Raw genomic sequence first — 26,381 nt, forward strand, 5'->3', positions numbered from 1 at the left:
CTCACCGGTCACTCACCGGGCGGCGGGCCGCCGCCTCCGGGGCCACCACCGTCTGCTCCGTCACCCCCGGGGAGGGATGCCTCGGAGTTGTCGGGGCTGGTCAGTTTGCTCTCTGCCGTCGCGCCCGACAAACAGCCAGGAAGGTTCGGGGAGTCGTAGGTGAGGTGGTAGTGGTACGTCTCGCCGAACTCCTCCGTGGTGGACGTGTGCCCGGAGCACTCGTCGAGGTCCGCGGGGATCGCCCGGTCCTCCTCGGGGCCGTAGATGCCGTAGCCGTCGTAGGCGAAACCGATGAGGGTCTCGGCGTCCTGGTCGATCGAGCAGGTCACGCCGGTGCCGGCCTCATCGAGGTTGGTCTGGATGGACTCGGCGCCGAAGTGCCAGTGGTAGTAGCCGGACGGATCGATGTGGCCACCGCAAGAATCCAGTGCGGGCAGCCCACCTCGATCGGCGACCGAGGGCGCGTCGGCGAAGATCGTCACGCCGTCCAGCGCCAGGCCCACCTGACCCACCGTGTCCAGGTCGGAGACGGTATCGAGCTTCTCGGGGGCTGTCGGGATCAACACCTGGAGGTGATAGGACCCGTCGGCCGTGGCTTCCAGACACGAGTTCTCGGTGTCTGACGACGACGCGGACTGTGCCCCGGGATCGGTGATCGTGATGTCTCCGTTCGAGTCGACGAAGTCGTAGCCCTGGGACGTCATCAGATCCCAGAAGTCTTCGTTGAGACCGTAGAGGCCGGGTTCGTCGCCGTCCCACACCCAGATGCCGCCGGTGTCGGCTGTTGTGGCTGGGCAGTAGGGACCGTCGGTGTCGACGGTCGAGGACAGGCTGTCGACCTCGAACTGGTAGCAGGTGGTCTCGCTGCCGTTCTCCAACGTGCAGTCGACCGTCGTTGCGTCTTCGGTCAGCGCTCCGTCGGTGAAGAGCGCTGCCACGTCAGTCGTACTCTCGGTCGCCGTGGTCGGGTCGGACCCTCCGGTTGCCGTTGCGGCGGCATCAGATGAGGTGTCGGTCGCATCGGATCCGCAGGCGGTGGCGATCAACAGCATCGATGCGAGGGCGGCGACCAGACGTCGCGAGCCCAGGTTCGGGCGCGTCACCCGTCCTCACCGTTCGCATCGGCGGGCGGTCCCGCGCCGTCGGGAGGACCGGCGCCGTCGGGAGGACCGGCGCCTTCGGGTGCCCCTCCGGCGGCATCCTCGGATTCGGCGGTCTGCCCGACCATGCAGGAGATGGTCTGGTTCTCAGCGGCAGAGTTGGCGTGGTAGTGGTAGCCGTCGGCGTCCGTCGTGTGGCCGTTGCATTCGTCGAGATCCTCAGGGGCTTCGCCCTCCGCGTAGGGGCTGTGCACGGCGTAGCCATCCATCGCGTAGCCGAACATGGCGGTCTCGCCGTCGGCTGCCTCACCGACCTCTGAACAGCCGGTGGCGCCGTGCATGTGGTAGCCCTCGAACGGGTTGAAGTGGCCGCCACAGTCGTCGAACGCGGCGATCGTGTAGGCGCCGAGGATCGCGTCGACCGGGGCTGAGGCCGCGATGACCACGCCGTCGAGGGTGATGCCGAGGTTCCCCCTCGACTCCGTGGCGGAGTCGGCGGCTACGGGTGTGGTGGGGATGAGGACCGTGGACTCGATCGGCTCGCCGTTCTCGAGCCACTCCAGGCGGCCCTCGACGCAGTGATTGACCAGATCAGGGTCCACGTCGGGCCGCGCGGCGGCTTCGAACTCCTCCGCGGTCTCGGTGACCAGGACGTTCCCGTCCTCGTCGTACATCTGCCAGCCGTCGTCGTCGTAGGTCGTGGCGAGATCCTCGATGAACTGACCGTCGACGTCGTACAGGTTCTCCCCGTCCAACCAGAGGCCGCCGGCCTCGGCATCGTCGGTGATCGTCTCGGGACAGAAGGGACCTACTTCGTGATCGGTCGGGTAGCCGGAGACCGTCACCCGGTAGCAGGTCGTCTCGGTGCCACCGGACAGGGTGCAGTCCTCGGTCGTGGGCTCGTCGACCAGCGCGCCGTCGAGGAAGAGGGTCGTGTCGAAAGAGCCGGCGCTCTGGGTCGAAGAGGCGGTGTCATCGGAAGTAGCGTCGGTGTCGGTCTCGGAGACGGTCCCCGAGGAGCTGCACGACGTCAGGATGAAGGCTGCCGCGAGAGGCAACGTGAACAGGGGCGATCGGCGGCGCATCGTGACCGACGCGATGGGGTTTCGGGCTGTGGGCATGGAAGCAGCCTTCACGATCTAGCTGTGAACCCGCTGTGTAGAGGCTGGGGGTTGATCCTGGACGTGATCGGCCGGTATTCGCTCTCTGCATCGAGACCACCTTCGGGTGAGCGGCCCGGTGTGGTTGAGCGTTTGACCAGGTTTTCCACGTTTGTGGGAGGTCCCGCTGGGGAGGCTGCGGATGGTAGACATCCGCATCACCCCTACGAAAGCGAGATCCATCCATGCGTACGCAACGCATCCTGGTCAGTCTGATGACCTTCGCCCTGATCGGCCTCGTGCCGATCGGGTTCGTCGCCTCCTCTTCCGCAGCCTCCGCCTCCGTTTCGACGTCCGCGGCCTCGGCGGCGGCCAAGCCCAAGCGCGACATCAGCGCCACGAACAAGAGCCGGAACCGGAAGGTCATCATCAAGGGCAAGGTCAAGCCCGGAAGCCGCACCAAGGTCGTGATCCAGCGCCGCCCTCAGAATGCGAAGAAGTGGCGCGGGTACCGCACGATCCGCACGAACGGTCAGGGCAACTACAGCTTTGAGGCTCCCGGCGGTCCCAAGATCAACCAGACCCAGTGCTACCGGATCGTGGTCCCCGGCAACGGCAAGTTCCGCAAGAGCTACCAGACCAAGATCACCTACGGCACGGCCAAGGGTCTGCCCATCTGCATCACCAAGAGCCGGGTCTGAGCTGAGTCGAAACCCTGCCGTACGACGAAACGCCCGGTCGCCTCACCAAGAGGCGGCCGGGCGTTGTCGAGCTCGAGGACAGCTGAGTCCGAAGGTAGGTCCTAGACCACGGTCCAGGTGTCGCCACCGGTGATCAGGGAACTCAGGCGGTCGATGGGTTCGCCGGTGGCCGCGTCGGCGGCGGAGGCGACCTGGGCGCGGGCCTGATCGTCGTACGTCGCCCGCTCGACCTGTCGGAAGATCCCGACCGGTGACTGGTTCAGATAACCCGAGTCGGTGAGCCGGGAGATCGCGAAGGCCATCGAGGGGTCGGGGCTGTGGGCGTCATGGACGATCATGGCGTCCTCACCGACGTCGCTGATCTGGGCGACGCGGACCCCGCCGGTGGCCTCGTCACGCACCAGGCACTTGTCGTTGTCGGATCCCCAGCGGATCGGTTGCCCGTGCTCGAGGGGGATCAGAGCGTCCTGCTTGGTGTCGCGGTCCTTGAGGGACTCGAAGGCGCCGTCGTTGAAGATGTTGCAGTTCTGGTAGATCTCGACCAGCGACGTGCCGCGGTGGGCGGCGGCCGCGGCCAGGACCTCGGTGAGGTGCTTGCGGTCCGAGTCGATGGTGCGGGCCACGAAGGTCGCCTCGGCGCCCAGCGCCAGGGAGACCGGGTTGAACGGGTGGTCCAGTGATCCCATCGGGGTGGACTTGGTGATCTTTCCGGCCTCGGAGGTGGGGGAGTATTGACCCTTGGTGAGGCCGTAGATCCGGTTGTTGAACAACAAGATCGTCATGTTGATGTTGCGGCGCAGAGCGTGGATGAGGTGGTTGCCGCCGATGGACAAGGCGTCGCCGTCGCCGGTGACGACCCAGACGTTGAGGTCCTCTCGCGCGGTCGCGATGCCCGTGGCGATGGTGGGGGCGCGGCCGTGGATCGAGTGGAAGCCGTAGGTGTCCAGGTAGTACGGGAACCGCGAGGAGCAACCGATGCCGGAGACGAAGACCATGTTCTCCCGGCGTAGACCGAGCTCGGGCAGGAAGGACTGGACGGCCTTGAGGACGGCGTAGTCGCCGCACCCGGGGCACCAACGTACCTCCTGGTCGGAGGAGAACTCCTTGCCCGTCTGGGCCGGGGCCTCGGGGTCGACCGTGGGGACGCCCTCGGTGCCGGAGCGGAAGGCCGGGATCCCTAAGCCGACACTGCCGATGGTGGAATCGGTGGCGGTCATGGTCACAGCTCCCATTCGTTGTCGTGGTTCGTGGGGGTCAGGTCGACCTCGATGCCCTCGGCGGCGGCGACGAGTTCGCCGATCGCGTCGGCGAGCTCGGCCGCCTTGAGCGGCAGACCGCGCACGACGTTGTAGCCGATGGCGTCGACGAGGTACTTGCCGCGCAGCAGCAGCGAAAGCTGGCCGAGGTTCATCTCGGGGCACAGGACCTTGTCGTAGCCCTTGAGGATGTCGCCCAGATCATTGGGGAACGGGTTGAGGTGGCGCAGGTGGACCTGAGCGACGTCGTACCCGGCCTTGCGGACCCGGCGGCAACCGGCGCCGATGGGCCCGTAGGTGGAGCCCCAACCGATGACCAGGACCTTGGCCTTGCCGGACGGGTCGTCGACCTCGAGCGGGGGCAGGGAGTCGGCGATCCGGTCGATCTTGGCCTGGCGGGTGCGGACCATCAGGTCGTGGTTGGCCGGGTCGTAGGAGATGTTGCCGTGCCCGTCGCCCTTCTCCAGGCCGCCGATGCGGTGCTCGAGTCCGGGGGTTCCGGGGATGGCCCAGGGGCGGGCGAGCGTCTCCTCGTCGCGCAGGTAGGGCCAGAAGTCCGGCTCGTCCTCCCCGGTCTTGCCCCGCTTGGTGTGGTTGGGCTCGGTGGTGAAGTTCGGGTCGATGGCCGGGAGGGCGTCCACGTCGGGGATCTTCCACGGTTCGGACCCGTTGGCGAGGTAGCCATCGGAGAGCAGCATCACCGGCGTGCGGTAGGTGATGGCGATCCGGGCGGCCTCCACGGCAGCGTCGAAGCAGTCGCCGGGGGACTGGGGCGCCACGATCGGGACGGGCGCCTCACCGTTGCGGCCGAACATGGCCTGCATGAGGTCGGACTGCTCGGTCTTGGTCGGCAGCCCGGTGGAGGGTCCGCCACGCTGGACGTCGATGACCAGCAGCGGCAGTTCGGTCATCACGGCCAGACCGATGGCCTCGGACTTCAACGCGACCCCGGGACCCGAGGTGGTGGTCACGCCGAGGGAACCGGCGAAGGAGGCGCCGATCGCGGCACCGATCCCGGCGATCTCGTCCTCGGCCTGCAGCGTGGTGACGCCGAACGACTTGTGCTTGGACAACTCGTGGAGGATGTCGGAGGCCGGGGTGATCGGGTAGGACCCCAGGAAGATCTGGAGTCCGGACTGCACACCGGCGGCGACCAGGCCGTAGGAGAGTGCCAGGTTCCCGGTGATGTTGCGGTAGACGCCCGGGGCCATGGCGGCGGGCTTGATCTCGTACTGGATCGCGAAGGCTTCGGTGGTCTCGCCGAAGTACCAGCCGGCCTTGAAGGCGGTGATGTTCGCGTCCCGGATGTCGGGGACCTTCGCGAACCGCTTCTCCAAGAAGGCGGCCGTGGACTCGGTGGGGCGGCCGTACATCCAGGACAACAACCCCAGGGCGAACATGTTCTTCGCCCGGGAGGCGTCCTTGCGGGACAGGCCGAACTCCTTGACCGCCTCGACGGTCATTCCGGTCAGATCCACCGGGAAGACCTGGAAGTCGGCCAACTGGTCGTTGGCGTCGCCGATAGTGGCCAACGGGTCGGCGTCGTACCCGGCCTTGGCGAGGTTGCGCTTGGTGAAGTCGTGGGAGTCCACGATGATCGTGGCGCCCTTGGGCAGGTCGTCGCGGTTGGCCTTCAACGCGGCCGGGTTCATCGCCACCAGTACGTCGGGGGCGTCACCTGCGGTGAGAATGTCGTGGTCGGCGAAGTGGACCTGGAACGACGAGACGCCCGCCATGGTGCCCTGAGGTGCCCGGATCTCGGCGGGGAAGTTCGGCAGCGTCACGAGGTCGTTGCCGAACACGGCCGACTCCTGGGTGAACCGGTCACCGGTGAGCTGCATCCCGTCCCCGGAGTCACCCGCGAAACGGATGATCACCCGGTCGAGCTGCTTGACCTGCTTGGAACCCTGCACCTGCTCGGACACTGGCTACTTCCTCGTCGTCTCTAGACCTACCGCGATCATACTGCGGGTATGCCCGCCACTAGAACACGTTTCAGTTCTCGCGTCATCCCCTTGGCGGCGTGATCCCCACGATAGTCGCGAACCGAGTCACGGGCCGACTCCTGCCGCTCAGTGGGCCGAACCCCGGGGGTAGTGCCGGCGTCGCGCCCGGGGGGCCGGTCGGTCGGTCAGCCCGTCATCGACTCCGCCCGCGCCTTGAGCGCCTCGGCGTGCCGACGGAATCCCTCGCTCACCCGGCCCGGTCCGGCCAACCGGACCAGGGGTCCGGAGAACTCCTCCACGGTGTCGTACGTCGTGGGTCCGCCCGGCTCCTGGCGCAGGCGCTGATGGCGGGTGCCCCGCACCAGACCGAGTCTGGCGGGGATCCCCTCGTAGACGTAGGACAGGCGAGCCGCCGCCATCCCGTCGGTGCTCAGCGGTGGTTCTAGGGCGCTGATCCGCTCGGGAGACCGCGTGGACCGTCCGTTGGTCCATCGCACGTGCAGCACGATCGGGCTGCCGACCCTCGCTGGGGTCACCGTCTCGGCGCGTTCGACGAAGGGGTTCCACTCGGCGTACCGCTCGGTGTCGAGCATGATCGCCCACACGAGTTCGAGGGGCGCGTGGATGGTCGCGTGGGCGGAGGGGTTCATCGGTCCTGTCTGCGTTGCTTGTGGGCCTGGTCGCGAGGGCTCGTTCCCTCCGTTTTGATCGCTCCGAGGCTCTTGGGACGACCAATCGGGAGGGAGCCGGTGGAGGCCTCAGCGACGGTTGGTGAACTGCACCGGGAAGTCGAGGTCCTGGCTCTGGACCAGGGCGATGACCGCCTGGAGGTCGTCGCGCTTCTTGGAGGAGACCCGGAGTTCGTCGCCCTGGATCTGCGCCTTGACGCCCTTGGGGCCCTCGTCGCGGATGAGCTTCGAGATCTTCTTCGCGTCCTCGCTCGAGATCCCTTCCTTCAGGGCGATCGCGATCTTGGACTGCTGACCGGACGGACGCGGTTCGCTGGCGTCGAGCACCTTGAGGCTCACGTCGCGTTTGATGAGCTTGGTCTGGAAGACGTCGAGTACGGCGCTGGCGCGGTCGTCGGCGGAGGCGGTGATCTCGATCGCCTCGTCGCCCTGCCACTCGATGGTGGCGCCGGTGCCCTTGAAGTCGTAGCGGGTCGCGATTTCCCGGGCGGTCTGCCCCAGGGCGTTGTCGACCTCCTGCCGGTCGATCTTGCTGACGATGTCGAACGAGGAATCGGCCATGGTGGTCCCCTTGCTGGTGCGGCTGGTTGGGCGGCGGGTGTGGATCTGCTTTTCGTCTGCGGGTCGTGCTGCGCTATTGTTTCGCCTCGTTGTCCTCCCGCCAAACGCTCAGGCAGATGGTGGGGCGACACGAACCTGGCAGGTTGCCCGAGCGGCCAAAGGGAGCTGACTGTAAATCAGCCGTCATCGACTTCGTTGGTTCAAATCCAACACCTGCCACCGAAGCCCTCAACCGCGATCCGGACGAGGGCTTCGTTCATTTCGGAAGCCCTTTCGTCCGATCCGCTCGTAACTGACCGTTACGCCCTGTGGCATGCGCGTATATCCGCCGCCTAGAGGTCGTAACAGTCAGTTACAGTCCGGGGATCTCCGAGTCGTCGGTCCGGGTGTTGAAGGCCGAGTCCTTCCGGGAGATCTCCTCGCGTCGTTCCTCCGGGCTGAGCGCGAGAATCAGTTCTGCGGCCTCGGCGGGGAAGCCGCTCACCTCCGGTGACTCGGCCAGCGGGACGACCGTGTGAACGATCTGGTCGGCGTACAGGTGCATCATCGTGAACGACTGGCCCCCGTCGACGCCGGAGACGTAGCGGTCCAGCGGCGCCGGGTCGCAGGTGTAGCAGCTGGCCGACGCGACGCTGACCGGGACGCCGGCGAACGTGGAGTAGCTCGAGTAGTGGAAGTGGCCCCCGATCACGACCCGGACATCGCTGCCGCGGACGACCTCGGCGAGGCGGTGCTGGTCGGCCAGCTCGATGATCTCTGCGGCGGGCAGCATCGGCAGAGGGATCGGTGGATGGTGCAGGGCCAGGACCGTGCCGGACGGGGCGGGTACGGCGAGCTGCTCGCGCAGCCAGTCGAGTTGAGCCTCGCTGACCTCGCCGTGGTGGTAGCCGGGCACGGTGGTGTCGAGCGCGATCACGCGCAGCCCGTCGACGTCGTACACCCGATCTTGGGGTTCGTCGGACGCGACCCCGAACAGGCCCAGGGAGTAGTCCGCGCGCTCGTCGTGGTTGCCCATCACCCACACCACCTCGGCTCCCATCGCCGCTGCGGCCGGCTCGACGAGCTCACGCAGGCGGGCGTACGCCGCGGGCTCGGACCGGTCCGCGAGGTCGCCGGTGAACACGAGGACCTGGGGCCGGGGGTCGATGCGGGAGAGCCGGTCGAGCACCTGCTCCAACCCGGCCTCGGGGTTCACGCTGCCGTACTGCAGCTCGCCGTCGGCCAGCAGGTGCACGTCGCTGAGGTGGGCGACGACGTGGGTGGGTGCGGGATGCTGCCCGAAGACCATCGGTCCCTCGTCTCAGGAGGTCGGTTCGAGGTAGAACACCGGGATCCGGCGGTCCGTGCGCTCTTCGTACTTCACGAAGTTCGGCCAGGTCCGGAGCATGACCTGCCACATCCGGGCCCGCTCCTCACCGTCGATCTCGCGGGCGGAGACGGTGGTGGTCAATCCGTTGAACCGGACCTTGGCGGTCGTGGCGGCGCGCAGGTTGTTGACCCACAGGGGCATCGCCTCGCCGCCGAAGTTGGACCCGGCGACCAGCCAGCCGTCCTCGTGCGGCACACACAGCAGGGGAGTCGTCCGGGGGATCCCGCTCTTCCGGCCCGCCACCGTGAGCGCCAGATTCGGTAGTCCGGCGATGTCCAGCACCGTGACCCGACCCTTGGTCGCGCTCTGCAACCGCTTGTCACACCACACGATCTGCGGCAGCAACTTCGGCATCCATCCGATGGCACCGATGCGGATCGCGACTGGAGTGAGGAGGCCCATGGGGGCATGTTACTGACCGTCGTTACTACTACCGGACTGTTACAACGGTCCGGTAGTAGTAACGACGGTCAGTAACAAGGGTTCGGAGCCGGTCAGGGGAGGACGCGGCCCAGGACCTCGCCCAGGGTGATGGGATGACCCGACGGGCCGGGAGCGGAGTAGCGCAGGGTCACCTCGTCGCCGTCCTCGAGGTAGGTCCTGGTCCCGAACGTTCCCTCGATGCGGTCCCGCCCACCCCAGGTCAGTTCGAGCAGCGAACCGCGCTGCTCGGGCTCGGGTCCGCTGATCGTGCCGGAGGCGTAGAGGTCGCCGGTGCGCACCGAGGCCCCGTTGGCGGTCAGGTGGGCCAACATCTGGGCCGGGGACCAATACATCGTGGAGTACGCCGGGCGGCTGATCACCTCGCCGTTCAGCAGCACCTCGACAGAGATGTCCAGCCCACGCGGGGAGCCCGCCCCGGGCAGGAGGTAGGGCAGCGGCTGCGGGTCCTGACCCGGGAGTTCGGTCCAGGCGTGCTCCAGCGCGGCCAGCGGCGTCACCCAGTGGGAGATGGAGGTGGCGAAGGACTTGCCGAGGAAGGGCCCGAGGGGGACGTACTCCCAGGCCTGGATGTCTCGGGCCGACCAGTCGTTGAGCCCCACGACCCCGAAGACGTGCGCGGGGAAGTCGTCGTACGGCACCGGCTCGCCCAACTGCGAGGGAACCCCGACGACGAAGCCGAGCTCCGCCTCGATGTCGAGGCGCTGGCTGGGGCCGTACGTCGGGGCGTCGGCGTCCGGTGGGCGTCGCTGACCGGAGGGCCGACGGATCGGCGTACCGCTCGGCAGGACCGTCCCGGAGCGTCCGTGGTAGCCGACGGGCAGGTGCTTCCAGTTCGGCAGCAGGGGCTCCCCGTCGGGCCGGAAGATCCGCCCGACGTTCGAGGCGTGGTGCTCGGAGGCGTAGAAGTCGACGTAGTCCGCCACCTCGAACGGCAGGTGGAGATCCACCTCCGCCAGCGCGTACGACGGCCCCTCGGCTTCGGCCAGGGCCCGCACCTCGGTCCGCGTCTGGGCCCATGCCGTGGGGCCCAGTGCGAGGAAGGCGTTCAGCGAGTGGCGGGCGAACTCCGGGCGATCGAGCGCGGCGGCGAGGTCGAGGACCCGGTCCTCGACGCGCACCCCGATGCGCGGGGCGTTGCCGTCGACGGAGAAGACGCCGTAGGGAAGGTGGTCGAGCCCGAAGCCGCTCACTGGTCGATCGGTCCCGACTCGATCAACCCAAGTGCGACCAGGTCGGCGTACGGCTCATCGACCGAGCAGGAACCGATCGAGGTGAACCAGCGGCGGGAGCGGGTGAGGTCGTGCTCCTCGGTCAATTCAAGAAGCGCGGCGGCGTCCCGTTCCTCCAGCACGCTCTTGCCTCGGGGGTCGCCGTCGAACAGCAGCAGCGTCGCGAGCAGCACGTTGAGGAAGCCGTGCTCCTCCCATCCCTCCGCGCTGGTGTGGCGCACCGCTCGATGCAATCCGGCGGTGCACTTGAAGGGCGTCTCCCGGTCGAGGGCGGCGTCGATCCAGGAGGCCAGCGCGGCGGACGTCGGGAACGCGTCGGCGTCGGGGCCGCCGGTGCGGAACTTCAGCCGCAACTCGATGGCGGCGATCTCGTCGGCCGCCGCGAGCCAGCCGTGGTCGGTGCGGGTGGCGGGCATCTCGACGTACACCTCGGTGTGGGGCGCCAGGAGTCCTTCGGCCTCGGCGTTCTCGATCGCCGTGGTGACCCGACGCGCGTTGCCGGCCAGGTCGTCCAGGTCGCGCAGCGCCGTCTCGAGCCCGACGACCCTCAGATCCAACTTGGCAGCCTGGCGCAGCGCCCCGTCGACCTGCCCGGCGCCACCGGTCAGGACGATGGTGACCGGGTCGGTGAACCCGGCCAGGGCCGGAAGATCGGTGTCGCGGACGACGAAGCTGCGCACCAGGCGAGCGGGCGCCTCCTCGCGGGTCCCGTGGGCCTCGATGGCGGCGGAGAGTTCGGCGTCGCCCGGGGGAAAGATCGCCGCGTCGTCGATCAGTCCCGTCCATGCGTTCCCAGAAGTCGGCATGCGGGGTACCGTAACAGTCCGTCGAATAGCGGACCAGATGTCCGATAAACGGAATAGTTTCGCTCAGCGTTGGAGGGTCGATGCCGTACTACCGACAGGTGGGGCAGGTGCCGCCGCACCGTCACACCCAACACCGTGACGCCGACGGCCACCTCTACTACGAGGAGTTGATGGGGGAGGAGGGGTTCTCCTCGGACTCCTCCCTGCTCTATCACCGCGGCGTCCCCTCGGCCATCGTCGCCTCGGAGGTCTGGGAGCTGCCCGACCAGACCCGAACGCCCAACCATCCGCTGAAGCCGCGTCACCTGCGCCTGCCGGATCTGACCACCGATGGCGATCCGATCACCGGGCGCCGCCTGATCCTGGCCAACACCGACGTACGGATCTCCTACGTGGTGGCGGACTCAACCGGCGAGGTGGGCGAGTCGGGCGCCTCGCCCCTGTATCGCAACGCGATCGGCGACGAGTGCGTCTTCGTGGAGGACGGGCACGGTGTGGTCGAAACGGTCTTCGGGACGCTGCCCTACCGGGCCGGTGACTACGTCCTGATCCCCCGTGCCACCACCCATCGGTGGGTGACCGCCGAGGAGTCGAGGCTCTACGTCATCGAGGGCAACGGTCACATCGCGCCGCCCAAGCGGTACCTCTCCCGCTACGGACAGCTGCTCGAGCACGCGCCGTACTGCGAACGCGATCTGCACGGGCCCGGCGCGCTGATAGAGCCTGACGAGAGCAGCACATCCGGAGCCGACCCGTCCGGGACCGACGTCCTGGTCAAGCACCGCGCCAACGGCCAACTGCTCGGCACCCGACTGACCTACGCCACCCACCCCTTCGACGTGGTCGGGTGGGACGGCTGCCTCTACCCCTACACGTTCAACATCGAGGACTACATGCCCATCACGGGCAAGGTGCACCAGCCGCCGCCGGTGCATCAGGTCTTCGAGGGGTGGAAATTCGTGATCTGCAACTTCCTGCCCCGCAAGGTCGACTACCACCCGCTGTCGGTGCCGGTGCCCTACTACCACTCCAACGTGGACTCCGATGAGGTCATGTTCTACGTCGGCGGGGACTACGAAGCCCGCAAGGGATCGGGGATCGCGCTCGGGTCGATCTCGCTGCACCCGGGCGGGCTCGCGCACGGGCCTCAGCCCTCGGCCATCGAGGCCTCGCTCGGCGTGGACTTCTTCGCCGAATCGGCGGTCATGGTCGACACCTTCGCGCCCCTGGATCTGGGCGAAGCAGCGTTGGCCTGCGAGGACCCGGCGTACGCGTGGACCTGGGCTGCGGGTGGAGATGCCCCTTCCACGGGTTGAGATGGTTACCGACGGGTCTCTTGTATCGATCCAATCGGCGTGAAAATGTTGCTCTCATGAACGATTCGATCCCTCTGCATCCGGTCCTGCATCCGGTGCTCGCCGACGTCACCGAACGGCTCGTGGCCCGCAGCGCCGCGTCGCGAGCGGCGTACCTCGAGCGGGTCCGTGCCGCCTCGGAGGCCGGTCCGGCCAGGACCCGGCTGGCCTGCGCGAACCTCGCCCACGGGTTCGCCTCCGCCGGGGAGGTCGACAAGGTCGCTCTGCGCGGCACCGTGAAGCCCAACTTGGCCATCGTCACCAGCTACAACGACATGCTCTCGGCCCACCAGCCCTTCGAGACCTACCCGCGGCAGCTGAAGAAGGCCGTGATCCGGGCCGGGGGAATCGCCCAGGTCGCCGGTGGTGTGCCGGCCATGTGCGACGGGGTCACCCAGGGCCGGGCGGGGATGCAGCTCTCGCTCTACAGCCGCGACGTGATCGCCATGTCGACCGCCATCGCTCTCTCGCACGACATGTTCGACGGCGCGATGATGCTGGGGGTCTGCGACAAGATCGTGCCCGGTCTGCTCATCGGGTCGCTCACCTTCGGGCACCTGCCGACCATCTTCGTCCCCGCCGGTCCCATGGAGTCGGGACTGCCCAACAAGGAGAAGGCGCGCGTCCGGCAGGAGTTCGCCGAGGGGAAGGCCACCCGTGATGAGCTCCTCGAGGCCGAGGCGGCGTCGTACCACTCGGTGGGCACGTGCACGTTCTACGGCACCGCGAACTCCAACCAACTGATCATGGAGGTGCTGGGGCTCCACCTGCCCGGATCGTCCTTCGTCAATCCCGGCACCCCGATGCGCGAGGCCCTGACCAACGCCGCCGCGGCTCGCGTCACGGCCATCACCCGTGGCGAGGTCGAGGCCGCTCCCATCGGTGAGGTCGTCGACGAGGCCGCGATCGTCAACGCCTGTGTGGCCCTGCTGGCCAGCGGAGGCTCGACCAACCACACCATGCACCTCGTGGCGATCGCCCGAGCGGCTGGCATCGACCTCACCTGGTCAGATCTGGCCGACCTGTCGGCCGTCGTCCCGTCGCTGTGCCGGATCTACCCCAACGGTTCGGCCGACGTGAACCACTTCCACGCCGCCGGCGGCATCGCGTTCCTGATCCGCACCCTGCTCGACGCCGGCCTGCTGCACGAGGACGTGCTGACGGTGATGGGCCGCGGACTGCGGCAGTACACGCGCGACCCGCGCGTGGGGGACGACGGCACGATCTCCTGGGTCGAGGGGCCCACCGAAACCCTCGACGCCGAGGTCCTCCGACCGGTCGACGACCCCTTCGCACCCGACGGCGGTCTGCGAATCCTCAACGGACCGCTGGGGACCGCGGTGATCAAGACCTCTGCCGTCGCTCCCGAGCACCGAGTGGTCAGCGCCCCGGCCGTCGTCTTCGACGACCAGGCCGACTTCCTGGCTGCCTTCGACGCCCACGACCTCGACGACCGGGACTTCGTTGCCGTCATCCGCTACCAGGGACCCGCGGCCAACGGGATGCCCGAACTGCACAAACTCACCCCGGCCCTGGGCGTCCTGCAGGATCGCGGACGCCACGTCGCGATCGTCACCGACGGCCGGATGTCCGGTGCCTCCGGGAAGGTCCCGGCGGCCATCCACGTCACGCCCGAGGCTTCCCTCGGCGGTGTGCTGGCCAAGGTGATCGAGGGCGACCTCATCACCGTCGATGCCGACCGGGGAGTCCTCGAGATCGCCGAGGTCGACACCGTGCTCGCGCGGCCGAGCACCGGTCGGGCGCCCACCTCGACGGAGTTCGCCGGGACCGGCCGCGAGTTGTTCGCGGCCTTCCGAGCCACTGTCGGCACGGCCGACACCGGAGCCAGCGTATTCCCGGCGTACGACGCCACCGCGGCCCACCTGCGCCCCGACCGACCCGCTCACGACCAGCCCACTCACGACCAAGCCATCTACGACCAGGAGGTCCGCGTTGCCGACCACGTCTGACACCGCATCGCTCGACCGATCGCCCGCCGGATCGCCCGCCGCATCGCTCGGCTCCTTGCTCGACCTGGTCCCGGTCATCCCCGTGGTGGTGGTCGAGGACGTGTCGGTCGCGGTCCCTCTGGCCCGCGCGCTGGTCGCCGGTGGACTCCCGGTGATCGAGTTGACCCTGCGTACCCCGGTCGCGCTCGACGCGATCCGGGCCATCGCGGCCGAGGTCCCCGAGATCACCCTGGGCGTCGGCACCGTCACCACCCCCGACCAGGCGCGCCGCGCCGTCGAGGCGGGGGCGGGCTTCCTGGTCTCGCCCGGCGCCACACCGGCGCTGCTGGACGCGATGCTCGAGACCGGGGTGCCGTTCCTGCCCGGGACGGCCACGGTCTCCGAGGTGTTGGCCGTGCTCGAGGCCGGCGTCACCGAGATGAAGTTCTTCCCGGCCGAGGCGTCGGGTGGGACGGCGTACCTCTCCTCGATCTCCTCGCCCGTCGCCGCCGCACGGTTCTGTCCGACCGGCGGGATCAGCCTCGCGTCCGCTCCCGACTACCTGGCTCTGCCCAACGTCGGCTGTGTCGGCGGGTCGTGGATCACCCCGGCGGACGCCCTGGCCGCCGGCGACTGGGCCCGTGTGGAGCAGTTGGCCGCCGAGGCCGCAGCCCTACGCTGAGCCGATGGACCCCCTCACGTTCACCGCCGAGTTGTGGGTCTGGGAGGCGAAGCAACCCTCGACGGGCTGGATCTTCGTGACCGTCCCGGACGAGTTCACCGAGGAGATCCGGATGCTCGGGGGACCCAGCAAGGGCTTCGGGTCGGTGCGGGTCGAGGTCACCGTCGGGGACCAGACCTGGCGCACCTCGGTCTTCCCGGAGTCCGGTCGGGGGTTCGTGCTGCCGGTCAAGGCGCCGGTACGCCGTCACGCGGGCGTCGAGGCCGGCGACTCGATCGACGTCACCCTGCGTGTGATCGGGGCCTGAGCCCGACCGGAGCAGCGATCGCCCGCAGGGGCGGTTGGCCTGCTTGCGCCGTGGGGTGAAGATGGAGCCATGACATTCCCGGGTGGACACGGTCACGACATCGAAGAGATCGACGAATCGGACCTGAAGGTGGGAGGGGAGTCCCACGCGGCCGCCGGCCTGACCGGGGTTGCGGTGGCCCTCAAGCGCTCGTTCGAGCAGATGGGCCCCCTGCGGACGGCGCGGACGCTGACCAAGCTCAACCAGGCCGACGGCTTCGACTGCCAGGGCTGCGCCTGGCCCGACCCCGAGCCGGGTGACCGCAAGGCGGCGGAGTTCTGTGAGAACGGAGCCAAGGCGGTGGCCGAGGAGGCCACCACCCGCACCATCGGTCGGGACTTCTTCGCCGCGATCCCGGCCGCCCACCTGCGCGAACACACCGACTACTGGCTCGGGCAGCAGGGCCGGATCACCGAACCGATGGTGCTGCGCGCAGGCGCCACGCACTACGCCCCCATCTCCTGGGACGACGCCTTCGCCCTGATGGCCGAGCGCCTCAACGGGCTCGCCTCGCCGGACGAAGCGGTCTTCTACACCTCCGGGAAGACGTCCAACGAGGCCGCGTTCGTCTACCAACTCTTCGTCAGGGCCTTCGGGACCAACAACCTGCCCGACTGCTCGAACATGTGCCACGAATCCACCTCGGTCGCCCTCGCCGAGTCGATCGGCGTCGGCAAGGGGTCGGTCAGCCTGGATGACCTCCACCGCGCCGAACTCATCGTGATCGCCGGCCAGAACCCCGGCACGAACCACCCCCGGATGCTCACCGCGTTGGAGAAGGCGAAGCAGAACGGGGCCAAGATCCTCGCGATCAACCCGTTGAAGGAAGCCGGGCTGGTGCGGTTCAAGAACCCCCAGACCCCCAAGGGGATGCTCGTCGGCACCGGGCTGGCCGACTTGCACCTCCCGGTCCGCGTCAACGGCGACCTGGCGCTGTTCCAGGCCATCGGCGCACTGCTGGTCGAGTGGGACGCCATCGACCACGAGTTCGTGGCCGAGCACGGGGACGGGTACGACGCCTGGGCCGCCTCGACCCGGGAACTCGACTGGGACGTCGTACTCCGCGCGACCGGGCTGGAGCGCGCTCAGATCGAGGAGGCGGCTCGGATGTTCGCCGACTCCGCGGCCACCGTGACGTGCTGGTCGATGGGCATCACCCAACACCGCAACTCGGTGGCCACCATCAAGGAGATCACCAACGTCGCCCTCGCCCAGGGCAACATCGGCAAGCCGGGCGCGGGATTGTGCCCCGTGCGAGGCCACTCCAACGTCCAGGGCGACCGGACCATGGGGATCTGGGAGAAGAGTCCCGACTCGTTCCTCGACGCCCTCGGGGAGGAGTTCGGCTTCGAACCCCCGCGTGAGCACGGGTTCGACACCGTCGCGGCCGTCGAGGCGCTGCGCGACGGCAAGGCGAAGGTGTTCTTCGGGATGGGCGGCAACTTCGTGGCCGCCGTGTCCGACACCGAGGTGACCGAGAAGGCCTTCGGGAACGCCGAGCTCACGGTCCACGTCTCGACCAAGCTCAACCGCTCCCACGTCGTCACCGGCCAGGAGGCGCTGATCCTGCCCGCCCTGGGTCGCAGCGAGAAGGACCTGACCGGAGGCATCGAGCAGCGGGTCACCGTCGAGGACTCCATGTCCGCCGTACACGCCTCGCACGGACCGCTGAAACCGGCCTCGCCGCAGTTGCGCTCCGAGGTCGACATCGTGTGCTCGATGGCGCAGGCGGTCCTCGGCGAGCGGCACGGCATCGACTGGGCGGGCATGCGTGGCGACTACACCCGGATCCGTGATCACATCTCGCGCGTCGTCCCCGGCTGTGAGGGGTACGACGAGCGCGCGCGTCGGCCCGGCGGGTTCGTCCTGCCCCACCCACCGCGTGACTCACGGACCTTCCCCACGACCAGTGGCAAGGCGATGTTCGCGGTCAGCCCGACCACGTTGCTCGAGGTCCCCGAGGGGCGGCTGCTGCTGCAGACGATGCGCTCCCACGACCAGTTCAACACCACCATCTACGGCCTGGACGACCGCTACCGCGGGGTGTCCGGAGGACGAAGGGTGATCTTCTGCCACCCCGACGACATCGAGATGCTGGGCCTGGCCGACGGCGAGATCGTCGACCTGGTCAACGAGTGGAACGGCCGCGAACTGCGCGCCGATGCCTTCCGGATCGTGGCCTACGACCAGCCCCGGGGCTGCGCGGCGGCGTACTACCCGGAGACGAACCCGTTGGTTCCGCTCGATTCGGTCGCCGAGCACAGCAACACCCCCGCCTCGAAGTCGATCATCGTCCGTTTGGACCGTCGCTGAGTCGGCGTGTGTTGACGCTTGAGAACCGCTGAGTCGGCGCCAGTTTTTCAATACCCGCCGACTCACCCCTTTCTGGGCGTCAAGAGGCGCCGACTCGGCGTGGGGAGGTGGGGCAGGATGGTCAGTCCGCGAAAGACAGAGCAGGGGATGACGTGCCCGGTATCGAGATCCTGACCCCACGTGAGGTGCCCCTGGGCGGTCTGCGGGCGATGAACGTACGACGCACCCTCCCGCAGCGACAGCGCTCCCTGATCGGTGCGTGGTGCTTCGTGGACCACTACGGCCCCGACCTCGTCGAGGAGACCGCCGGGATGTCGGTGGCCCCGCACCCCCACACCGGGCTGCAGACCGTGAGTTGGCTCTTCGGTGGGGAGATCGAACACCGCGACAGCGCCGGTCATCACGCCATGGTGCGGCCCGGCGAGGTGAACCTGATGACCGCCGGGCGGGGCATCAGCCACTCCGAGTACTCCACCCCGGCGACCCGCTACCTGCACGGTGCGCAACTGTGGGTGGCCCTGCCCGATGCGGCGCGTCATACCGACCCCGCGTTCACGCACTACGCCCCCGCGCCGGTCACCGGACCGGGCTGGCGGGGCCTGGTGTTCCTCGGTTCCCTGCTGGGATCCACCTCGCCGGTCGAGACCTTCACGCCGTTGCTGGGGGCGGAGATACGGCTGGAGCCGGGGATCTCGTTGACGGTCGAGACCGACCCGACCTTCGAGTACGGCGTCCTGGTCGACGACGGCTCGTTGTCCGTCTCGGGCCAGCCGGTGGAGGCCGATGCCCTCGCCTTCATCGCCCCTGGCACCGATTCGATACACCTGACCGCGGGTGAGGAGCCGGTGCGTCTGCTGCTGCTCGGCGGACCGCCGTTCGGAGAGCCGATCGTGATGTGGTGGAACTTCGTGGGCCGCACCCACGAGGAGATCGCCGGCTACCGCGCGGACTGGCAGGCCCAGATCGAGGCCCAGATCGAGCGGGACGGCGGTGTCGTCGAGGACTCCGGACGGGTCGCTCCGGGCCGTTTCGGCGTGGTCGAGGACGACCCGGCACCCCCGATCCCCGCGCCCGGGCTGCCCAACGCGAGATTGAAGGAACGGCGCTGAGGAGTCCTGCTTCGGCGGCGGGGAAGCGGGACCAGACCACTGCGCCCTCGATCGGAGAAACCTTGCCCGGCTTGGTGGTCGCAGACAAGATGAAGTCATGGCTACTTCCGAAACCGACCACGACTTCTCCGATCTGAAGGCGACCTTTCTCAACTGCACGCTGAAGAAGAGTCCCGCGATGAGTCACACCGAGGGCTTGATCGATGCCAGCGCGGCCCTGATGCGCAAGCAGGGCGTCGACGTCAACGTGATCCGTCCGGTGGATCACGACATCGCCATCGGGGTCTACCCCGACATGCGCGAGCACGGGTGGGAGGCCGACGCCTGGCCCGACATCTACCCCGGCATCCTGGACAGCGACATCCTCGTCATCGGGGGACCGATCTGGCTGGGCGACAACTCCAGCATCACCAAGGTGATCATCGAGCGCCTCTACGCCCTGTCCGGCGAGCTGAACGACGCCGGTCAGTCGATCTTCTACGGCCGTGTCGGTGGGTGTCTGATCACCGGCAACGAGGACGGCATCAAGCACTGTGCGATGAACATCCTCTACAGCCTCGGCCACATCGGCTACACGATCCCGCCCCAGGCCGACGCCGGCTGGATCGGGGAAGCGGGTCCCGGGCCGTCGTACCTCGACGAGGGCAGTGGTGGACCCGAGAACGACTTCACCAACCGCAACACCACCTTCATGACCTGGAACCTGATGCACATGGCGAAGGCGCTGAAGGCCTCCGGCGGGATCCCCGCCCACGGCAACGTGCGCCCGGCCTGGAGCGACGGGGAGCGCTTCGACTGGGAGAACCCCGAATACCGTTCCTGATCCTCCGCGAGTCGGCATCAGTTGACGCCCGAGAACGCTCGAGTCGGCGCCAGTTGAACAACTGGCGCCGACTCGGGGCTCTGGGGGCGTCAAGATGCGCCGACTCACGGGTAGGGCAGGATGCGGTTTCGTGAGCGAAAGTGTCGACGGGACGGTCCTGGGTGAGGACGACGCGGTGCCGCGTTGCCCCTGGGCCGGTACGACGCCCGGCACGATGCGCGCCTACCACGACTCCGAATGGGGCCACCGGGTCTCGGGGGAGTCGGCGTACCTCGAACGGCTGACCCTCGAGGCCTTCCAGTCCGGGCTGTCCTGGTCGACGATCCTCAACAAGCGGGAAGCCTTCCGGGAGGTGTTCGCCGGTTTCGACCCCGAGACCGTGGCGGCCTTCGACGACGCCGACGTCGAGCGGTTGATGGCCGACGCGCGGATCGTGCGCAACCGACGCAAGATCGATGCGGCGATCACCAACGCCGGCGCCACGATCGGACTTCGGGCTCAGGAGGGGTTGGAGCGCCTGATCCTCTCCTTCGCCCCCGCCGAGCCGCCCGCGCCGGCCCACCCGAGCGAGCAGCAGACCACCTCACCGGAGTCGTTGGCCCTGTCCAAGGAACTCAAGCGCCGCGGGTTCGCCTTCGTGGGTCCCACCACGATGTTCGCCCTGATGGAGGCCCTCGGCGTTTTCGACCCCCACCTGGTCGGCTGCCACCGCCGCGGTGCCACCGCGTGAGCGCACGGTGATCCTCGGGCTCCTCGGACTCTTGGTCTGCGAGCTGATCGGCGAGGCGGTCGTGGCCCTGACCGACGCCCCCGTGCCGGCCCCGGTGATCGGGTTGGTCGTCCTGTTCGCCTACCTCCAGGTGCGGCGTACGCCGGACGAGGCTCCGGTGGTGCGCTCCGCCCAGATGTTGCTGACCCACTTCCAACTACTCTTCGTCCCGGCCGGGGTGGGCGTGATGGTCTACGTCGCGGTGGTGCGCGCCGACGCCCTGCCCATCGGGGTCGCGGTGATCGGGTCGTGGTTCCTCGGCCTCGTCGTCGTGGGCTGGGGGACCGTGCTGTTGCGCCGCCTGATGCCGACCCGGGCCGGGGTCGTCGATGAGTGACACCATCCGCACCCTGATCGAGAGCCCGATCTTCCTGCTCACCCTCACGATCGGTGCCTACCTCGTGGGCTGCCTCCTGCGGGACCGGACCAACGGTCACCCGTTGGCCCAACCGGTGCTGGTCGCGGTGGTCGTGGTCATCACCGCCCTCGTCCTGCTCGACATCGACTACTCGGCCTACGCGTCGGGGACCGAACTGATCACCTTCCTGCTCGGGCCCGCGACCGTGGCGCTCGCTGTACCCCTGCACCGACAGGCTCACCGTCTCCGGGGCCTCTGGTTGCCGATGCTGGCCGCGATCACCGCAGGGGCTGTGGTCTCGACCGCCAGCGCGATCCTCCTCGTGCGCGCCTTCGGAGGCGGGGAGTCCCTGGCGCTGACGATGGCGCCAAAGGCCACCACCACCCCGGTGGCGCTGGCCCTGTCGGAGCGGATCGGCGGGCTGCCGCCGCTGACGGTCGCGTTCGCGATCCTGGCGGGCATGCTCGGAGCCGTGGCCGGGCCGTTGGTTCTCAACCTGCTGCGGGTCCGGGATCCGCGGGCGCGGGGCTTGGCGGTCGGTGCGGTGTCCCACGGGATCGGTACGTCGCGACTGCTGCACGAGGACGAGGTCGAGGGCGCGTTCTCGGGGCTTTCCATGGGCCTCACCGCACTGGCCACGAGCCTCGTGCTTCCGCTGGTCATCCTCGTTCTGGGCTGAGGGGCCGAGCGCGACATTCGTCACCTCGGCACCGTTCCGCCGCGACGGATGCGTCACCTCGGTAGCCTCGTCGCCCATGACCCGCGTACACGCTTTCACCGACGATGCCCTGGGCCACCTCGACACGGTCGGACTGGTGCAAGCCATCCAATCGGGGGACGTGACGATCCCCGAGGTCATCGACGCCGCCATCGCCCGGGTACGCCGCGTCGAACCCGATCTGAACGGGGTCGCGTTCGCCGACTACGGCCGGGCCAGGGCCGAGGCTCGTGCCCCGAGAGGTGGGTACTTCGCCGGGGTGCCGACCTTCCTCAAGGACAACGTCGACGTCGCCGGGATGCCGACGGCTCAGGGTGCCGATGCCTGGGTGAGTCGGCCGTGCGCCGCCGACGGTGACTTTGCGCACATGACCCTGGCCACGGGCCTGGTGCCCTTGGGCAAGAGCCAACTCTCGGAGTACGGGTTCAGCGCCTCGGCCGAGCACCCGCGGCTCGGGCCGGTGCGCGGCCCCTGGTCGACCGACCACACGGCCGGTGCGAGCTCGGCCGGTTCGGCCGCGATGGTCGCGGCCGGAGCGGTGCCGATCGCCCACGCCAACGACGGCGGCGGCTCCATCCGGATCCCCGCCTCGGTGAACGGTCTGGTCGGACTCAAGCCGACCCGGGACCGGCTCGCCCAGGACAAAATCATGCGGGAGCAACCGATCCGGATCGTTTCCGACGGGGTCGTGACCCGGTCGGTGCGCGACACAGCGGCGTACTTCCGCGAATGCGAGTCGGTCTACCGCAACCTGAAGCTGCCTCCGATCGGCGACATCACCCGTCCCAGCCGTAAGCGTCTGACCATCGCGATGCAGACCAACGGGATCGGCCAGACCTCGTCACCCGAGGTCACCGAGCTGACTCTGAAGACCGCGGCACTGCTGGAGGAACTCGGTCACACGGTGGTGCAGACCGAGGTCCCGGCTCGTGAGTCGTTCCCAGCGGACTTCCTGCTCTACTGGTCGGTTCTGGCCACCTTCATGGTCGCCACCGGGCGGAAGGACCACGGCCGCAGCTGGGACAAGTCGCAGCTCGACAACCTCACCCTGGGCCTGGCCCGGCACGCCCGCCGGAACGCTCACCGCGTCCCCGGGGCGATCCGTCGACTCAAGGGCGCCGAGCGGGCCTCGGCCACGTTCCACGAGAAGTACGACGTCACCCTCACCCCGACCCTGGCCACCGAGACGCCTCGGATCGGCCACCTCGACCCCACCCAGGACTACGACACGATCGTGGACGCGCTGCTCACCTGGGTGGCGTTCACGCCCTGGCACAACATCACCGGCGACCCCGCGATCTCGCTTCCCCTGGCCACCACCGCCTCCGGTCTGCCGCAGGGAATGATGTTCGGAGCGGGCGCCGGCCACGAGGCGGCCCTGCTCGGTCTGGCCTACGAACTCGAGGAAGCGCGCCCCTTCGCCCGCATCGACGCCTGACCACGCAGTTCGCCGAATGGGGCCACGAGGTACGCCGAATGGGGCCACGAGGTACGCCGAATGGCCCCCGCGAAGGTCGGCGAAGATCTCGCGTCCCCATCTGACGAACTTGGGCGCCCCATGTGACGAACCTCGCGTCCCCATCTGGCGAACTTCGTGGGAAATCAGCGGCGGACGACCAGGAGGGTCTGAGCAGACCGGGCGACCAGTCCCTGCTCGTCGTAGACCGAGGAGGTGCAGATCCCGACCGCACCGGTGCCCAGGGTCGTCTCGGCGTCGACGCAGACCCACTCCCCGACCGGTGGGCGTAGGAGGTGCACGGTGAGCTCGGTGTTGAGGAACGCCCAGTCGGACAGGTCCAGGGCGGCGCTGATGCCGGAGGCGGAGTCCACGCAGGTCAGCACCCGTTGCGCAGGGCTGATCGCCTCACCCTCGACGAGGGCAGGTGATCGCATCCAGGCCACCCCCGTGCCCGGCTCCTCCAGGCCGCCGCGGATCCAGCGCCAGTCGATAGCGTCGAGGTAGCCGCCGTTCCAGTTCGTAGGCCGTGGTCGCAGTACGCCGTCCGCCTGCGTGTGAGACGGGGGCTGGTCCACGCCCGGGCCACCGTTGTGGTCGGGCAGCAGCCACGCGCGGGCTGTCGCCACCACGCGTTCCGCCGAGGCGTCATACAACTCCGATTCGGCCAGAGCGACCGACCGACCCGGCCGAATCACCCGGGCGATCGTGGTCAGCGGCCCCACCGGAACCGGTCCCCACAACTCGACGGTGATCCGTCCGATCACCCGGTCACGAGCCTCCGGAAGCCCTTCGATCGCCCGCGTCAGCAGCGCCGACGGAGGGCCTCCATGCTGGGCCAGACTCGTCCATGGTCCTGCGGTGGTGCTCGCCGAATCGAAGGCTTCGTGGCCCTCGACCGTGCGTCCCGTGGGGCTGTAGAACGCCGTCTTCAGATCCGATTTCTCGTTCACGCATCCTCCTGTGTAGTCTCTTCCGTCGTTGCCCCTTTAGCTCAGTCGGCAGAGCGTCTCCATGGTAAGGAGAAGGTCTACGGTTCGATTCCGTAAAGGGGCTCTGGGTCTGAGTGGCCCTTGGCGGGGTAGCTCAGGTGGTTAGAGCACACGACTCATAATCGTGGTGTCGCGGGTTCGAGTCCCGCCCTCGCTACACAGATCAATCATTCTGCACCGGATTCACCAGACAAAGGACTACCCGTGGCCAGCAAGAGCTCAGACGTTCGCCCCAAGATCACGCTCGCGTGCGTGGAGTGCAAGGACCGCAACTACATCACCAAGAAGAACCGTCGCAACAACCCCGACCGCATGGAGTTGGCGAAGTTCTGCCCGCGCTGCCGCTGCCACCAGGCGCACCGCGAGACGCGCTGACGCCTCACCCACCGCACTTCCCGACCCGTCGAGCCCCGGCTCGACGGGTCGGTGTCATTTCGGACGTCGGTCCGGTGCGTTAGATTCGTTGGTGTGGACGCGACGATCATCGGCCGGACCTATCCGCCTGCACCGCCTTACGACGTCACCGCGGAGGCCGTCAGTGCCTTCGTGGCCGCTACAGGGGGGACGTACACCGGCCCCGACGAGCCGGCTCCACCCACGTTCCCCATCGTGGCCGCGTTCCCGGCGATGATGGCGTTCCTGAACCACGAGGGCCTGGACCTCTCCCGGATCGTGCACGGTGAGCAGCGCTTCAGCTTCACCCGTCCGGTCCGGGTCGGCGATCAGTTGTCGGCCACGGTCAGCGTCGCCACCCTGCGGCAGATCGGTGGCAACGACATCGTCGGTACCTCCAGTGAGATCACCGACGCCGACGGCGCCCTCGTGTGCACCGGCACCGCGACTCTCGTCCACCGAGGTGCCTGATGGAACCCCTGACGAGTCTCGAGATCGCCCCCCGCACGTTCCCGGTCACCCGGGCCGACCTGATCGCCTACGCCGAGGCGAGTGGCGACCACAACCCGATCCACCAGGACGAGGAAGTGGCTCTCAGCGTCGGGCTGCCGGGTGTGATCGCGCACGGCATGTTCACCCTCGCGCTGGTGGCTCGCTACCTACGTGAGCAGGGGGTTCCCGCGGAAGAGGTCCTCGAGATCGGGTCCAAGTTCGTCAAGCCCGTCGTGGTGCCGGCGGACGGAGCCGAGGTCTCGATGAGCGCGGTCACCCAGGCGTCGGACTCCGGAACCGAGATCACCGTGGAGGTTCTCTGCGACGGCGTACGGATCTTCGGGCCCCGCGGGGCCCGGGTGCGACTTCGTGGCTGAACGGCTGGCCGATCACACCACCTTGCGGCTCGGCGGACCGGCCGAGGACTTCGCCGTCGCGACGACCGAAGCGGACCTGATCGCTGCGGTGACCGCCGCCGACGATGCTGCTCAACCGATGCTGCTGCTCGGTGGCGGAAGCAACGTGGTGATCGGCGACGAGGGCTTCGACGGCACCGTCGTCAAGATCGCCAGCAGCGGAGTCACTCCCGACGAAGCGGGTGCCGACGCGACCTGCGGGGGAGTGATGGTGCGCGTGGCGGCCGGCGAGGAGTGGGACGCCCTGGTCGCCAGCGCCGCCGCCCGAGGCTGGGTGGGGATCGAGGCCCTCTCCGGCATCCCCGGGCAGGTGGGGTCGACCCCAATCCAGAATGTCGGCGCCTACGGCCAGGAGGTGTCCCAGACCATCGCGTCGGTGCGCACCTGGGACCGCCGCGAGGGTCGAGTGCGCACCTTCGCGAACGCCGACTGCGACTTCGGCTACCGCACCTCCCGGTTCAAGGCCGAGCCGAACCGGTACGTCGTCCTAGAGGTCGTCTTCCAGTTCCGGCAGGGTGACCTCGGGGCGCCCGTGGCGTACGCCGAACTCGCCCGGTCCCTGGGGATCGAGCAAGGAGAGCGGGCGCCGCTCGCGCAGGTCCGCGACACCGTGCTGGGCCTACGCCGCGGCAAGGGGATGGTCCTCGACGCCGACGACCACGACACCTGGAGCGCCGGGTCGTTCTTCACCAACCCCATCGTCGCGGCCGAGCGGGTGCCCTCCGGCGCGCCGTCGTGGCCGATCACCGGGTCGAGCGAGGTGAAGACCAGCGCCGCCTGGCTGATCGAGCACGCCGGGTTCGCCAAGGGGTACGCCGTCACCCAGGGTTCGCCCGCCAGCCTTTCGACCAAGCACACCCTGGCGCTGACCAACCGGGGAGATGCGCGCACGCAGGACCTGCTCGAGCTGGCCCGGGCCATCCAGGACGGGGTCAGCGAGGCCTACGAGATCAGGTTGGTCAACGAGCCGGTCCTGGTCGGCTGCGCCCTGTAGATCAGGTGCGGGCTG

General features: G+C 68.5%; 27 protein-coding genes and 3 tRNA genes. 19 read left to right on the forward strand and 11 right to left on the reverse strand.

Going from position 1 to position 26,381, the window contains the following annotated elements; all coding sequences use genetic code 11:
• Positions 1-8: 8 nt before the first annotated feature.
• Positions 9-1,103, reverse strand: coding sequence for a YHYH protein (locus ACYVLV_RS13340; RefSeq protein WP_460810624.1), 1,095 nt, complete (start codon positions 1,101-1,103; stop codon positions 9-11).
• On the reverse strand, positions 1,100-2,221 hold the full coding sequence (locus ACYVLV_RS13345; protein WP_460810625.1) for a YHYH protein: 1,122 nt from the start codon (positions 2,219-2,221) through the stop codon (positions 1,100-1,102). Before ACYVLV_RS13345 ends, ACYVLV_RS13340 begins: the two co-directional genes overlap by 4 nt.
• Positions 2,222-2,445: 224 nt before the next feature.
• Here ACYVLV_RS13345 and ACYVLV_RS13350 point away from each other — a divergent pair, with 224 nt between their 5' ends.
• Entirely contained in the window at positions 2,446-2,901 is a 456-nt protein-coding gene (locus ACYVLV_RS13350; RefSeq protein WP_460810627.1) for a hypothetical protein, read from the forward strand.
• Between the two features lie 101 nt (positions 2,902-3,002).
• On the opposite strand, the gene ACYVLV_RS13355 is transcribed toward ACYVLV_RS13350, so the two are convergent.
• The 4 genes from ACYVLV_RS13355 to ACYVLV_RS13370 all read right to left on the reverse strand — a co-directional run bounded on the left by ACYVLV_RS13355 (position 3,003) and on the right by ACYVLV_RS13370 (position 7,353).
• The gene (locus ACYVLV_RS13355; protein ID WP_460810628.1) at positions 3,003-4,118 is read right to left on the reverse strand and encodes a 2-oxoacid:ferredoxin oxidoreductase subunit beta; all 1,116 of its coding nucleotides are present in this window, start codon (positions 4,116-4,118) and stop codon (positions 3,003-3,005) included.
• 2 nt (positions 4,119-4,120) lie between these two features.
• Positions 4,121-6,082, reverse strand: a complete 1,962-nt coding sequence (locus tag ACYVLV_RS13360; protein ID WP_460810630.1) for a 2-oxoacid:acceptor oxidoreductase subunit alpha — start codon at positions 6,080-6,082, stop codon at positions 4,121-4,123.
• A gap of 206 nt (positions 6,083-6,288) precedes the next feature.
• Positions 6,289-6,753: an SRPBCC domain-containing protein gene (locus ACYVLV_RS13365; RefSeq protein ID WP_460810633.1), complete on the reverse strand. Its 465-nt coding sequence runs from the start codon at positions 6,751-6,753 to the stop codon at positions 6,289-6,291.
• Between the two features lie 108 nt (positions 6,754-6,861).
• Complete coding sequence (locus tag ACYVLV_RS13370) at positions 6,862-7,353, reverse strand: YajQ family cyclic di-GMP-binding protein (RefSeq protein ID WP_460810635.1); 492 nt, start codon at positions 7,351-7,353, stop codon at positions 6,862-6,864.
• A gap of 137 nt (positions 7,354-7,490) precedes the next feature.
• On the opposite strand from ACYVLV_RS13370, the gene ACYVLV_RS13375 reads away from it, so the two are divergent.
• A tRNA-Tyr gene (locus ACYVLV_RS13375) sits at positions 7,491-7,572 on the forward strand.
• Positions 7,573-7,705: 133 nt separating this feature from the next.
• Here the strand turns inward: ACYVLV_RS13375 and ACYVLV_RS13380 are convergent.
• The 4 genes from ACYVLV_RS13380 to ACYVLV_RS13395 all read right to left on the reverse strand — a co-directional run bounded on the left by ACYVLV_RS13380 (position 7,706) and on the right by ACYVLV_RS13395 (position 11,201).
• Positions 7,706-8,641 carry a phosphodiesterase gene (locus tag ACYVLV_RS13380; protein ID WP_460810637.1) on the reverse strand — a complete coding sequence of 312 codons (936 nt, stop codon included), beginning with the start codon at positions 8,639-8,641 and terminating at the stop codon, positions 7,706-7,708.
• 12 nt (positions 8,642-8,653) lie between these two features.
• On the reverse strand, positions 8,654-9,124 hold the full coding sequence (locus ACYVLV_RS13385; RefSeq protein ID WP_460810639.1) for a nitroreductase family deazaflavin-dependent oxidoreductase: 471 nt from the start codon (positions 9,122-9,124) through the stop codon (positions 8,654-8,656).
• A gap of 92 nt (positions 9,125-9,216) precedes the next feature.
• Complete coding sequence (gene fahA, locus ACYVLV_RS13390; RefSeq protein ID WP_460810641.1) at positions 9,217-10,356, reverse strand: fumarylacetoacetase; 1,140 nt, start codon at positions 10,354-10,356, stop codon at positions 9,217-9,219.
• The gene (locus ACYVLV_RS13395; RefSeq protein ID WP_460810642.1) at positions 10,353-11,201 is read right to left on the reverse strand and encodes a hypothetical protein; all 849 of its coding nucleotides are present in this window, start codon (positions 11,199-11,201) and stop codon (positions 10,353-10,355) included. The genes fahA and ACYVLV_RS13395 overlap by 4 nt, the downstream gene beginning before the upstream one ends.
• Before the next feature lie 80 nt (positions 11,202-11,281).
• On the opposite strand from ACYVLV_RS13395, the gene ACYVLV_RS13400 reads away from it, so the two are divergent.
• From ACYVLV_RS13400 to ACYVLV_RS13450, 11 genes are all read left to right on the forward strand, one after another.
• Positions 11,282-12,517 carry a homogentisate 1,2-dioxygenase gene (locus ACYVLV_RS13400; RefSeq protein WP_460810643.1) on the forward strand — a complete coding sequence of 412 codons (1,236 nt, stop codon included), beginning with the start codon at positions 11,282-11,284 and terminating at the stop codon, positions 12,515-12,517.
• 56 nt (positions 12,518-12,573) lie between these two features.
• Positions 12,574-14,526: a phosphogluconate dehydratase gene (gene edd, locus ACYVLV_RS13405; protein ID WP_460810645.1), complete on the forward strand. Its 1,953-nt coding sequence runs from the start codon at positions 12,574-12,576 to the stop codon at positions 14,524-14,526.
• The gene (eda, locus tag ACYVLV_RS13410) at positions 14,510-15,187 is read left to right on the forward strand and encodes a bifunctional 4-hydroxy-2-oxoglutarate aldolase/2-dehydro-3-deoxy-phosphogluconate aldolase (protein WP_460810647.1); all 678 of its coding nucleotides are present in this window, start codon (positions 14,510-14,512) and stop codon (positions 15,185-15,187) included. Before edd ends, eda begins: the two co-directional genes overlap by 17 nt.
• A gap of 4 nt (positions 15,188-15,191) precedes the next feature.
• On the forward strand, positions 15,192-15,494 hold the full coding sequence (locus tag ACYVLV_RS13415) for a DUF1905 domain-containing protein (protein WP_460810649.1): 303 nt from the start codon (positions 15,192-15,194) through the stop codon (positions 15,492-15,494).
• 69 nt (positions 15,495-15,563) lie between these two features.
• On the forward strand, positions 15,564-17,846 hold the full coding sequence (locus tag ACYVLV_RS13420) for an FdhF/YdeP family oxidoreductase (RefSeq protein WP_460810650.1): 2,283 nt from the start codon (positions 15,564-15,566) through the stop codon (positions 17,844-17,846).
• A 152-nt stretch (positions 17,847-17,998) separates the two neighbouring features.
• Positions 17,999-18,955, forward strand: coding sequence for a pirin family protein (locus ACYVLV_RS13425; protein ID WP_460810651.1), 957 nt, complete (start codon positions 17,999-18,001; stop codon positions 18,953-18,955).
• 97 nt (positions 18,956-19,052) lie between these two features.
• The gene (locus tag ACYVLV_RS13430; RefSeq protein WP_460810652.1) at positions 19,053-19,778 is read left to right on the forward strand and encodes a flavodoxin family protein; all 726 of its coding nucleotides are present in this window, start codon (positions 19,053-19,055) and stop codon (positions 19,776-19,778) included.
• 130 nt (positions 19,779-19,908) lie between these two features.
• The gene (locus ACYVLV_RS13435; protein WP_460810656.1) at positions 19,909-20,508 is read left to right on the forward strand and encodes a DNA-3-methyladenine glycosylase I; all 600 of its coding nucleotides are present in this window, start codon (positions 19,909-19,911) and stop codon (positions 20,506-20,508) included.
• Between the two features lie 7 nt (positions 20,509-20,515).
• Positions 20,516-20,884 carry a CidA/LrgA family protein gene (locus tag ACYVLV_RS13440; RefSeq protein WP_460810658.1) on the forward strand — a complete coding sequence of 123 codons (369 nt, stop codon included), beginning with the start codon at positions 20,516-20,518 and terminating at the stop codon, positions 20,882-20,884.
• On the forward strand, positions 20,877-21,584 hold the full coding sequence (locus tag ACYVLV_RS13445; protein ID WP_460810659.1) for an LrgB family protein: 708 nt from the start codon (positions 20,877-20,879) through the stop codon (positions 21,582-21,584). The genes ACYVLV_RS13440 and ACYVLV_RS13445 overlap by 8 nt, the downstream gene beginning before the upstream one ends.
• Before the next feature lie 76 nt (positions 21,585-21,660).
• A complete protein-coding gene (locus ACYVLV_RS13450) occupies positions 21,661-23,061 on the forward strand; it encodes an amidase (protein WP_460810660.1) in 1,401 nt (466 codons plus the stop codon).
• Between the two features lie 164 nt (positions 23,062-23,225).
• On the opposite strand, the gene ACYVLV_RS13455 is transcribed toward ACYVLV_RS13450, so the two are convergent.
• Complete coding sequence (locus tag ACYVLV_RS13455; protein WP_460810661.1) at positions 23,226-24,032, reverse strand: thioesterase family protein; 807 nt, start codon at positions 24,030-24,032, stop codon at positions 23,226-23,228.
• A 30-nt stretch (positions 24,033-24,062) separates the two neighbouring features.
• Between ACYVLV_RS13455 and ACYVLV_RS13460 the strand changes: the two genes are divergently transcribed.
• The 6 genes from ACYVLV_RS13460 (at position 24,063) to ACYVLV_RS13485 (ending at position 26,366) form a co-directional block, all read left to right on the forward strand.
• Positions 24,063-24,135 (forward strand) — tRNA-Thr (locus tag ACYVLV_RS13460).
• A gap of 19 nt (positions 24,136-24,154) precedes the next feature.
• Positions 24,155-24,228 (forward strand) — tRNA-Met (locus tag ACYVLV_RS13465).
• A 47-nt stretch (positions 24,229-24,275) separates the two neighbouring features.
• On the forward strand, positions 24,276-24,446 hold the full coding sequence (gene rpmG, locus ACYVLV_RS13470) for a 50S ribosomal protein L33 (protein WP_460810663.1): 171 nt from the start codon (positions 24,276-24,278) through the stop codon (positions 24,444-24,446).
• 93 nt (positions 24,447-24,539) lie between these two features.
• A complete protein-coding gene (locus ACYVLV_RS13475; RefSeq protein WP_460810665.1) occupies positions 24,540-24,935 on the forward strand; it encodes an FAS1-like dehydratase domain-containing protein in 396 nt (131 codons plus the stop codon).
• Entirely contained in the window at positions 24,935-25,333 is a 399-nt protein-coding gene (locus ACYVLV_RS13480) for a MaoC/PaaZ C-terminal domain-containing protein (RefSeq protein WP_460810667.1), read from the forward strand. Before ACYVLV_RS13475 ends, ACYVLV_RS13480 begins: the two co-directional genes overlap by 1 nt.
• Positions 25,326-26,366, forward strand: coding sequence for a UDP-N-acetylmuramate dehydrogenase (locus tag ACYVLV_RS13485; protein WP_460810669.1), 1,041 nt, complete (start codon positions 25,326-25,328; stop codon positions 26,364-26,366). The genes ACYVLV_RS13480 and ACYVLV_RS13485 overlap by 8 nt, the downstream gene beginning before the upstream one ends.
• Positions 26,367-26,381: the final 15 nt, after the last annotated feature.

The sequence above is a fragment of the Nocardioides salsibiostraticola genome, assembly GCF_054783655.1.

Excerpts from the sequence above, each read along its gene's own strand:
- ACYVLV_RS13345 (WP_460810625.1), bottom strand. The coding sequence starts at position 2,221 with ATGCCCACAGCCCGAAACCCCATCGCGTCGGTCACGATGCGCCGCCGA.
- ACYVLV_RS13350 (WP_460810627.1), top strand. The coding sequence starts at position 2,446 with ATGCGTACGCAACGCATCCTGGTCAGTCTGATGACCTTCGCCCTGATC.
- ACYVLV_RS13355 (WP_460810628.1), bottom strand. The coding sequence starts at position 4,118 with ATGACCGCCACCGATTCCACCATCGGCAGTGTCGGCTTAGGGATCCCG.
- ACYVLV_RS13365 (WP_460810633.1), bottom strand. The coding sequence starts at position 6,753 with ATGAACCCCTCCGCCCACGCGACCATCCACGCGCCCCTCGAACTCGTG.
- ACYVLV_RS13370 (WP_460810635.1), bottom strand. The coding sequence starts at position 7,353 with ATGGCCGATTCCTCGTTCGACATCGTCAGCAAGATCGACCGGCAGGAG.
- ACYVLV_RS13380 (WP_460810637.1), bottom strand. The coding sequence starts at position 8,641 with ATGGTCTTCGGGCAGCATCCCGCACCCACCCACGTCGTCGCCCACCTC.
- ACYVLV_RS13385 (WP_460810639.1), bottom strand. The coding sequence starts at position 9,124 with ATGGGCCTCCTCACTCCAGTCGCGATCCGCATCGGTGCCATCGGATGG.
- ACYVLV_RS13395 (WP_460810642.1), bottom strand. The coding sequence starts at position 11,201 with ATGCCGACTTCTGGGAACGCATGGACGGGACTGATCGACGACGCGGCG.
- ACYVLV_RS13400 (WP_460810643.1), top strand. The coding sequence starts at position 11,282 with ATGCCGTACTACCGACAGGTGGGGCAGGTGCCGCCGCACCGTCACACC.
- edd (WP_460810645.1), top strand. The coding sequence starts at position 12,574 with ATGAACGATTCGATCCCTCTGCATCCGGTCCTGCATCCGGTGCTCGCC.
- ACYVLV_RS13415 (WP_460810649.1), top strand. The coding sequence starts at position 15,192 with ATGGACCCCCTCACGTTCACCGCCGAGTTGTGGGTCTGGGAGGCGAAG.
- ACYVLV_RS13420 (WP_460810650.1), top strand. The coding sequence starts at position 15,564 with ATGACATTCCCGGGTGGACACGGTCACGACATCGAAGAGATCGACGAA.
- ACYVLV_RS13430 (WP_460810652.1), top strand. The coding sequence starts at position 19,053 with ATGGCTACTTCCGAAACCGACCACGACTTCTCCGATCTGAAGGCGACC.
- ACYVLV_RS13445 (WP_460810659.1), top strand. The coding sequence starts at position 20,877 with ATGAGTGACACCATCCGCACCCTGATCGAGAGCCCGATCTTCCTGCTC.
- ACYVLV_RS13450 (WP_460810660.1), top strand. The coding sequence starts at position 21,661 with ATGACCCGCGTACACGCTTTCACCGACGATGCCCTGGGCCACCTCGAC.
- ACYVLV_RS13480 (WP_460810667.1), top strand. The coding sequence starts at position 24,935 with ATGGAACCCCTGACGAGTCTCGAGATCGCCCCCCGCACGTTCCCGGTC.